The sequence below is a fragment of the Desulfobulbaceae bacterium genome (genome assembly GCA_015231515.1).
Classification (GTDB): Bacteria; Desulfobacterota; Desulfobulbia; order Desulfobulbales; family VMSU01; genus JADGBM01.
In genome coordinates, this window is record JADGBM010000111.1 from 1 (window position 1) to 9,692 (window position 9,692).

Annotated in this window: 7 protein-coding genes; 3 read left to right on the forward strand and 4 right to left on the reverse strand. The window is 45.3% G+C overall.

The annotated features are described in order from the left end of the window. Positions 1 to 150 precede the first annotated feature (150 nt). Both HQK80_13555 and HQK80_13560 read right to left on the reverse strand, forming a co-directional pair. Positions 151 to 1,497, reverse strand: a complete 1,347-nt coding sequence (locus HQK80_13555) for a sigma-54-dependent Fis family transcriptional regulator (protein ID MBF0223228.1) — start codon at positions 1,495 to 1,497, stop codon at positions 151 to 153. Beyond that, positions 1,494 to 2,450 (reverse strand): HAMP domain-containing histidine kinase, encoded by a 957-nt coding sequence (locus HQK80_13560; protein MBF0223229.1) that lies wholly within the window; start codon positions 2,448 to 2,450, stop codon positions 1,494 to 1,496. Before HQK80_13560 ends, HQK80_13555 begins: the two co-directional genes overlap by 4 nt. A 326-nt stretch (positions 2,451 to 2,776) precedes the next feature. Here HQK80_13560 and HQK80_13565 point away from each other — a divergent pair, with 326 nt between their 5' ends. Further along, a complete protein-coding gene (locus tag HQK80_13565; GenBank protein ID MBF0223230.1) occupies positions 2,777 to 4,426 on the forward strand; it encodes a response regulator in 1,650 nt (549 codons plus the stop codon). A 103-nt stretch (positions 4,427 to 4,529) separates the two neighbouring features. Here the strand turns inward: HQK80_13565 and HQK80_13570 are convergent, their stop codons facing one another. Next, positions 4,530 to 5,087, reverse strand: a complete 558-nt coding sequence (locus HQK80_13570) for a DUF4338 domain-containing protein (protein ID MBF0223231.1) — start codon at positions 5,085 to 5,087, stop codon at positions 4,530 to 4,532. 539 nt (positions 5,088 to 5,626) lie between these two features. Between HQK80_13570 and HQK80_13575 the strand changes: the two genes are divergently transcribed. Next, on the forward strand, positions 5,627 to 7,414 hold the full coding sequence (locus tag HQK80_13575; GenBank protein ID MBF0223232.1) for a hypothetical protein: 1,788 nt from the start codon (positions 5,627 to 5,629) through the stop codon (positions 7,412 to 7,414). A gap of 328 nt (positions 7,415 to 7,742) precedes the next feature. Then, a complete protein-coding gene (locus tag HQK80_13580) occupies positions 7,743 to 8,204 on the forward strand; it encodes a putative molybdenum carrier protein (GenBank protein ID MBF0223233.1) in 462 nt (153 codons plus the stop codon). A gap of 298 nt (positions 8,205 to 8,502) precedes the next feature. Here HQK80_13580 and HQK80_13585 read toward each other — a convergent pair. Then, positions 8,503 to 9,692: RecQ family ATP-dependent DNA helicase (locus HQK80_13585; protein MBF0223234.1), on the reverse strand; the 1,190-nt coding region annotated here is incomplete at its 5' end.

Consider the following 9,692-nt stretch of genomic DNA (forward strand, 5'->3'; position numbering starts at 1 on the left):
CCACTCCATTTTTTTGAAGTATTTTTTTGCATTTTAGCTACAAAAACTGTGGAAACTATGAACTGTTTGCAAGTTTGTTTTGGGACGGGGGTTGGTTTAGGCTGTGTGCAGTGATCAGAAATTGGCTGGTGTTAACCAGTTTCTGTGCAGTTAAACTTTTTCAAGATTAAAGTCTGATATTTTTTTGCGTAATGTTGTGGGTGAAATATCGAGAAGGCGAGCACTGCGTGAAATATTCCAGTCGTTTTCGTTGAGAGTCATTTCGATATGCATCTTTTCAGCATCAGCCAGCGTAACCGGTCGTTGTTTTTCTGGATTGAAATCATTAGTGATCTGCCAATGGTGAAAATCAAAGTCCTCTGGAGTGAGCACAGAACCTTGAGTAAGAGCAACCGCTCTTGTTAATGTGTTTTCAAGTTCGCGGATATTTCCAGTCCATATGTGTTTTTTGAAAAGATCGATTGCTTTCTTGTCAATCGTTACAGGTGGGCACGATAATTTTTTTGAAATTTTCTGGAGCAGAAAAGTTGTTAGATCATAGATGTCATCACCGCGCTCACGAAGGGGTGGAAGGGTAACAGTTGATACAGTAAGGCGGAAGAAAAGATCTTGCCTGAATTGTCCTTTTCTAATAAGCGCCGGAAGATCAGCGTGTGTTGCCGCAATCACCCTCGCCTTTAATGGGATAGTTTCATGGCCACCAACCCTGACAAATTCATCTTCCTGTAGTACACGCAAAAGTTTGGCCTGAAGTTCTAAGGGCATATCGCCGATTTCGTCAAGAAAGACAGTACCATCTTCAGCATGTTCTAATTTGCCAATTTTGCGAGAGTCTGCTCCGGTAAAGGAACCTTTTTCATGGCCAAAGAATTCACTTTCCATAAGTGTAGGTACAATTGCAGAACAATTAATAGCAACAAATGGTTTGTTTTCTGAACTGACATTATGCAAAATGCGGGCGGTAAGCTCTTTGCCTGTCCCTGACTCCCCTAAAATAAGGACACTTATTCTACTTCTTGACAGAAGTCCGATAATTTTATGGAGTTCAACAATCGACGAGTGCGATCCGATGATTTCATGGCGAACTCGGTCAATCTCATTTGCTTGTTTGTTGTCTATGGAAAAAGTTTTGTGAGAATTTATCTTCTCGATTTTCTTAATGAATGAAAGTACTTTTTCGAAATCAAAGGGCTTGCGCAAATAGTCAGTGGCACCTGCACGCATGGCCTCAATGACCCTTTTGTTGTCAGGGTCACCGGTCATGATTATTACAGAAGGAGGTGACTCGAAACTAAGGATTTTAGGTAGAGTCTCTATGCCACTCTTATCGGGAAGGTTTATGTCCAGCAAAATGAGGTCTGGCTTTGTCGCAGATATCAGCTCTAGGCCCGCTTTGGAGTTTAGGGCCGATTTTGTCGTATGCCCTTCCATTTCAAGTTGGATTTCAAGGGAACGGCATAGCGCTTGGTCGTCATCAATAATCAGTATGGAACTCAAGTTTTTATCCCTTTGAGTGGCAGAGTCATTTTGAAGGTTGTTCGGTGTTCTTCAGGGTTACTTTGTGCTAATACGAAGCCCCTGTGGTACTCTACCATTTTATGTACATATGCTAAGCCAAGTCCTTTTCCCCCTGGGCGTGTGGAAAAAAAAGGGGTAAACAGCCTATTTAATTGTTCTTTATTTATACCAGGGCCACAGTCTGATACCGTGATAGAAAAAAAACCCTCCCTCTCCATATCAATACGACCTTCAATTATCACAATACTATTTTTTGCCGCCCATTGAATGGCGTTCAGGACAAGGTTATGTAATGCCAGGCTTATAAGTTTGCTGTCAATGAATAGCTCCTTACCTTCTAGCTTATCCTCAAACTGAAGTGTGATATCCTTTTCTTGGGCAACAGGTTGTAATTCGTTACTGAGATGTTTCACTAGTGACTTGAACTGTATTTCATCATAGTTGAGTTCTATAGAGGCTCCAAAAGTCAAAAGATCTGAAAGCATTGTTTGAAGACGTTCTGTCTGCTGGCAGGCAATTGAAGCAATCTCAGAAAAAGTTGGGTCATCCCCAACTTTTCGTGAAAGCGCTTGAACATTCATTTTAATAGATGTGAGGGGGTTGCGCATTTCATGAACAATACTAGAACTTAGTTTTCCGATTGCAGCCAATGAAGATGAGTGAGCAATGTTTTGTTGTTGTTCACTCTTGGTTAAACGGATTTCAAGCTCCTGTTGTTTTGTTAAAGCTCTTTTTACCTGGTTCAAGTAAATTATGATGAAGCTGAATAGTATCGATACTGCTAGAGCTGTTATTCCTCCAACAATGAGATGTTCTTCATCAAAATATGAAATTGATGGGTGCAGAAACGCATCGACAATAGCGTTAAGATTGCCTATCAATATAACAATTATTATATATATAAGGGTAAACTGTTTTATTTGTGGTTTCATTTTCTGGTCAAAAAAACTTATGAATTTTCACTAAGATCTTTAAGTTTGCACAAGTTAACGTCAATTTCAAGTCTGATGCAGTACGATGAATTTTTCATGCATAAAGAGCAAAATAACCTAGAACAACCTTACTGTAGACACCTAAATATTATCTTGCCTCCCGTCACACTCATGAAACATACTTACCGATGAAACAAAGAATAATCAACCAAATAACAGACAACCGATGTGTCACAATAGGGTGTTTTATTGCGTTTTTATTCTGGATACTTGAATCGTTCAATCACTACAACAAGTATCAGACCAATATTGTTGAAGAGTTGTTTATGCCTACTGGGCATGAGCGGTGGATGCGCACAATTATTGTTACACTTTTCCTGGTATTTGGGATTTTGACCCAACTGTTATTTAATAAGATTCAATATGCTAAAGAAGTAATCAAACAGACTAACTTGGAGTTGGATCAGATATTCCAGACAGCAGCGGATGGGATGCGGGTTATTGACCTGGATTACAACGTTACTCGAGTCAATAGGACTTTTTTACAAATGACCAACCTTGTCAACGAAAGTGCTGTTAACCGAAAATGTCATTATATTTTTTCAGGGGAACAATGTTTTACCCCTGAATGTCCTTTAAACCAGATAGTAAATGGAAAAAAGCGAGTCGAATATGAAACCAGCAAAAAAAGATTGAATGGAACTGAACTTCCTTGCATTGTGACAGCAACCCCTTTTTTTAATAGTAATGGTGAAATTGTTGGAATTGTAGAAAACTTTAAGGATATTTCTCTTCAGAAAAAGGCAGAAGAAGAAAGGAAGAAATTGGAATCAGATCTTCTCCAGGCACATAAAATGGAAGCCATAGGTACATTGGCAGGGGGGATTTCCCATGATTTCAACAATATTTTAAACGGAATATTAACATACACTCGTTTACTCACTAATGATCTTGACCCGGGAAGTAAACAGGCAGACTATGTGCGTGAAATTACTAATGGTGGGGAGCGGGCTGCGAAACTCGTGCAGCAAATCATGACTTTTTCAAGGGTGACAGAACATAAGAAGAGCGCCATCCATATCCAAACAATAGTAAAAGAGGCCCTCAATTTTATAAAAAGGTCTATACCAGCTACCATTGAACTACAGCAGTTTATTGAAGCTGACTGTGCCCCAGTAAAAGCAGATGCAACTCAAATCTATCAGGTGGTGATTAACCTCTGTACCAACGCCTATCATGCTATGCGGCAAAAGGGAGGAGTTCTTCAGGTAAGGCTTGAAGCCGTAGAAGTAGGAGAAGAAAGTTCTTGTGAGCATGAACTTTTCGGTAAAGGAAAATATGTTAAGTTGTCAGTTTCTGATACCGGGCACGGTATGGATGAGTTGACCAAGAAACGAATCTTTGATCCCTACTTCACGACTAAGGGGATCGGAGAGGGAACCGGACTTGGTCTGTCCAGAGTACATGGGATAATTACCAGCCACTACGGGTATATCACGGTAGAAAGTGAAATAGGTAAAGGGGCCACTTTCGCAGTCTATCTGCCAGTCCTCACCCATGAGTTCACAACAGAAAAAAGTGGAAAAAGTTATAAAGCCTCTTCTCTTCCCAGTAGTAGCGGAAGAATATTGTTGGTTGATGATGAAACGTATAATGCACGATCATTTGAGTTGATTTTGCGTGATGTTGGCTATGATGTAGTCGTGCATACAAGCAGTCTGATGGCATTTGAAGAGTTTAGTGCGGAGCCAAATGCTTTTGATATTGTCATTACCGATCTGACTATGCCAATTTTAACAGGTATTGAACTGTCTCAGAAAATGATTGCTATCAGGCCAGATATTCCGGTAATTCTCATGACTGGTCATTATGAAATAATGACCCAGCAAAAAGCCAAATTGTTAGGGGTTAAAGAGTTTATGCAGAAGCCGATTGATATTGAAAAATTAGTTGAAGCCATTGACAGGTCAATTTAAGCAACAATCGCTCTATGTACTAGGTGTCAACATTGAAAATGACACCCAGCTCAGAATAATTGCCGCGAATAATTAGTAAATATTCGGCTTGCTCTTCACAGAGTTACGCCGTCAAGATACTCCGGAACTTCTTTTCCAGAGGATACACCCAAACATCTTTAATGGGAACACTCACTTTTCCTGCTGGTCCAAGTTTTCCTCGACCTTTAGTTTTTCCGCATAATTGCCAATTAGCAGCCTTATAGCAGGTACCAATAAATCTCTTATTTTCGACGAATGTCTCCAGTAATACCGGCCGGATGTTATATCTGTCTTCCCAATCGTCTGGAAGTTGTCGAGTCGTTAGCGACAGAATTTTTGATGCAAGATTTTTTGATTGTACCCAAGGCAAAATCAAAAAACGGGCATTATTGGTGATCAAATGCAAATTCTTTTTCCTCTGTTCATGATTCCAGCCAATGAAGATGTCTCTTGGCGCCGTTTGCCACGCAGCTGCACCAAAACCTGTCAGGGCAACAAGCTGCTCACCCGCATAGACAAAATAGCGCAATTGTGCTCCTGGCAGAGGAGTATACCCAAGATAATGATATCTCTCAATATACTCATTCCATAGTACAGAATTGGCTCTCGTGACCTTTTGGAAACGCAATTGAGGTAACAGGTCAACAGGATAATAGGGTCAGGTCTACACATTTGACAAACCAGTTTCTGTTGACTTTGATTATTCTGTCTTCCGGATGGCTTTAGCCGCGACCTCAATCACTTTAAACCTCCGTCTAATCTGCGAAACGATGCTGTGTCAGCGTGACAATTCGCAATCTCCCCCGCTAAATGTCGATAAGATAATCAACTAATTTTGTCAAATATGTAGACCTCTGACCCCATAGCTGCCTATTTCTATGAAATGGTATCATGAAAAAATCTCTCGAGATCAGGTGGTCTGAACATTCAGCTCATCAAAATTTAAGCAACTCTTAATTTGTTCTTGACCGGTTCTTTATTTTCAACAGCTATAAGTTGTACAGCATGCAAAGCGGTCAATGAGAACTAACTTTGCCGGCCATTATACATATTGAAAAGTTCACTTAAATCAAAGGAGGTGCCTATCGAAACACGGTTATTCTTTTTATTTTCGAATCAGATCAACAAGTTTAATTCAACTAGGAGAAAACAGTCATGTCTACAAAAAGGTATTTAAAGATGAAGAATACAGCACTGCTCATAGCCGGCGCCGCCACCTTGGCAACCGCCGCCCCGGCCCTTGCCGGGGAGTACCTCCCCGGTGATTTCCACCAGCACACTTTGTACACCGACGGCAGCCACAAGTTCTTCGACAGCATGGCCGCAAGCAACAGTTTTGGTCTCCACTGGTGGGCCAACAGCGAGCACGGCGGCGAACGCAATCGCGATGGGAACGGCAACTACTGGGACGCCCCCACGGTCTACCCCGTGAACCCGATCCTCGGCGACGTGGAGTTCAGCGGCGGCCACCAGGAGATGTGGCGGTGGCAGAGCCTGCGGGACTTCGTTTTCCCCGACATCCTGAAAGCTCGCGAGCTCTACCCCGACAAGGTCATCATCAACGGCCTCGAGTGGAACCCGGCGGGCCACGAGCACACCTCCACGGCTATCCACCAGTACGACGGAACGGCCAACGCCATCAGCGAGTTCGAATTCCGCTTTGACGACAGCGACGACGACAACAGCCGTAACGGTGAGCCCAGCCTGCTCGCGGATTACGGTTGGGGGCCCCTCGAAAAGACCAACGGCCTAATTTACCCTTGCGGCATGAACACCTGTAAGGAGGACAAAGATCGCGAGTCTGCCAAGCTGGATGCCATCGAAGGCGTGCGGTTCATGCAGGCCCTGGTGGACAACGGCATCGCCGACGCCTGGGTGGTCCCGGGCCACGTGGAACGCGCCCACAGCTACTTCATCGAAGACTTCCGCAACTGGATGGACGCTGGTCCGGACGTTGCTATCGGCTTCGAAGGCGCCCCGGGGCACCAGACCTCCGGTGACCGAGGTTTCAGCCGGAACTCCCTGGGCGGCGGCACCTACGGTGGGACAGGTTTCTATGCCGCGTCGATCGGCGGCCTGTGGGATGGCCTCCTGGCCGAAGGGCGTCAGTTCTACAACTTCGCCAGCTCCGATGACCACCGTAACTGGCGCCAGGGCGGCAGTGATTTCGCGCCCGGTGAATACCAAAGGAACTACACCTACATTGACACCGATGCCGCAGACCCGATCCAGGCGGTGTTCGATGGCGTCCAGTCCGGGAACTCCTGGAACGTCCAGGGCGACCTGATTGACGAGCTCGAGTTTACGGCCCACGGCCAAGGCAAGACCAAGGCCATGATGGGCGAGACCCTCGAGGTCGAGAAGGGCAAAATGGTCACCCTCAAGATCAAGGTCCGCGACCCCAACACCCCGAACAACAGCCCTTTGGACATGGACAACCCCTCCCTGGCCCAGATCGGCATCTATCAGCCCCTGAACATGCCGGTGTTGGACCACATCGACCTGATCGCCGGCACCATCACCGGCAACGTCCCGATGACCGACCTATCGGACGTGGCAAATCGTAGCTATGTGAACACCGACTACGGCACCGACGCCGCGGTGGTGACCACCTTCGAGCGCCGCGGCGATGCCGACAAGAACGGGTACATGACCTATGTGTACAAATTCAAGGCCGACAAGGACATGTTCTTCCGCCTGCGCGGCACCAATTTACCGGCCAACGTGCCCTTCGAGACCGACGCGGACGGCAACCCTCTGGCCGACTCCCTGGCGAACGACAACATCTACGCCAGCATGGACCCGGCAGTCCTGGAAGCCAGTCTGTTCAAAGGCGTAGAGATCGACACCAACAGCAAGCTGGACGAGGTGGCCGAGGCCTACGCAGACCTGTGGTTCTACTCAAACCCGATTTTCATCAATGTTGTTGAAGATGATGACTCTAAACCTAAACATGGAAAGAAATAAGGTCATGACAGGCATGATGATTAATTTGTTCTGATTTCATACCTTGATCTGAGTCAACGGGAGATTGCCTCCCGTTGACTTTTTACTTTCTGACCAATTGAAGAAGATAATAGTAAAGTTAATAGCAAAAGATAATAGGGTCAATAACGACATAATTGACAGTTCTGAGTATTAGCTAATGTTGGATGGATAATAAGCTTCTTTTTTAAGGGAATGTACCATCAAGCTACTCTTTTTGTTGTTTATTTGTTATTTTCTCTTTATGGTTGGTTTTAATGGTCGAATAGTCACAAAAAAGAGGTAGCGTTAGAGCAAAATATGGAGAACTATGCTTAGGAAAATTGTTTCAGGTGGGCAGGCAGGTGCCGATCAAGCCGCTCTTGACGTTGCTATCAAACTTAATATTCCACATGGGGGCTGGATACCTAAAGGCAGGCTAACTGAAGATGGCCCTTTGCCAGATAAGTACAACCTCCAAGAGATGTCATGTGATAGTTACAATAAAAGGACTGAGCAGAATGTCATTGATTCTGATGGAACATTAATTGTCTCTCATGGGAAGCTTACTGGCGGGTCAGAATTAACCGCCAAACTTGCTACTAAACACTGTAAGCCATATCTCCATGTAGATATGGACAAAATGTCACTTGCATACTCTGTGCGTCTGTTAAAGACCTGGAGAACTGATAATGGCATTAAAGTTTTAAATGTGGCTGGTTCAAGGCAGAGTGGCAACCCGAAAATATATGATGTTACGGTAAAGCTATTAGAATCTGCATTTAGTAAATGAACAAGTTAATGGAACTTTAAACATGGCAGAAATAAAATTAAAAGCAAACCAGGCCGCTCTTATTCTTGAGACTTCTGAAAGATAATATGGTCAGGTCTACACATTTGACAAACCAGTTTCTGTTGTACTTTGATTATTCTTCTTCCGGATGGCTTTAGCCTCGGCCTCAATCACTTTAAACCTCCGTCTAATCTGCGAAACGATGCTGTGTCAGCGTGACAACTCGCAATCTCCCCCGCTAAATGTCGATAAGATAATCAACTAATTTTGTCAAATGTGTAGACCTGACCCCCCCAGTTTACCCTGCATTGATCTCCCGCAAGAATACCTCCCCATACCTCTTCAATTTGTATTGTCCCACTCCAGAGATCATCAAAAACTCCATCTCGTTCTCCGGCACGGTGGCAGCTATTTCCACCAAGCTTGCATCGCTGAAAATCACAAAGGGTGGGACTTTTTCCTGATCTGCCAGCCTTTTCCGCAGTTGCCGCAACCGCTCAAACAACTCCTGATCGTATTCAAGAGACGCAACGATCTTTTTCCGCACTGCCTTTTTCTGTTTGTCACTCTTTGGCCGGAGCCTGGGACGTGCCATTTCGAAATTTTCTTCACCCTGCAGCAGGGGGCGAGCGGCCGGAGTTAAGGTAAGGACCGAATAGTTGGCTAAATCCTGGAAAAGATACTCCTTGTGTATCAAGGTGCGGATTACCGTGGACCAGAAATCCTTACTCTCTTCCTTGCCGATCCCATAAGTGGACAAGCGATCATGGCCCAGATCGAGAAGCCGCTTGTTCTGCGACCCCCTGAGTACTTCAATTACGTGACCTATACCGAAACGCTGTCCTACCCTGTAGACACAGGACAATGCCTTGCGGGCTGCCTCGGTGACATCGATCATTTCCGGCGGATGAAGACAGATATCGCAGTTGCCGCATGGCTCAATCCGCTTTTCCCCGAAATAGCTCAACAATACTTGGCGCCTGCAGGTGCGGGACTCGGCAAAACTGACCATGGTATTGAGCTTCTGAAGCTCGATACGCTTGCGGTCCATATTGCCGCCCTTTTCAAGCAACCCCCTGGCAATGGCTATATCGCCATAGCCCAAGAGCAGCAGTGCATCGGCAGCGAGTCCGTCCCGGCCGGCCCGACCGGTCTCCTGATAGTAGGATTCGATGTTCTTGGGAATGTCGTAATGAACCACAAAACGGACATTTGATTTATCGATTCCCATGCCAAATGCCACAGTGGCCACCACCACACGGATATCGTCCCGCTGAAAATCATCCTGTACCCGCTTCCGCTCCTGATCTGAAAGACCGGCATGATACGCTGCTGATGAAACTCCTGCCTGACTCAGATCTTCGGCCACCGACTCGACCCGTTTGCGGCTCAGGGCATAAACAATACCGGCCTCATGAGGACGCTCGGTCAGAAAACGCAGGAGCTGTTCTGCCGGTTTCTGCTTGTCCATAACCGTGTAGCGAATAT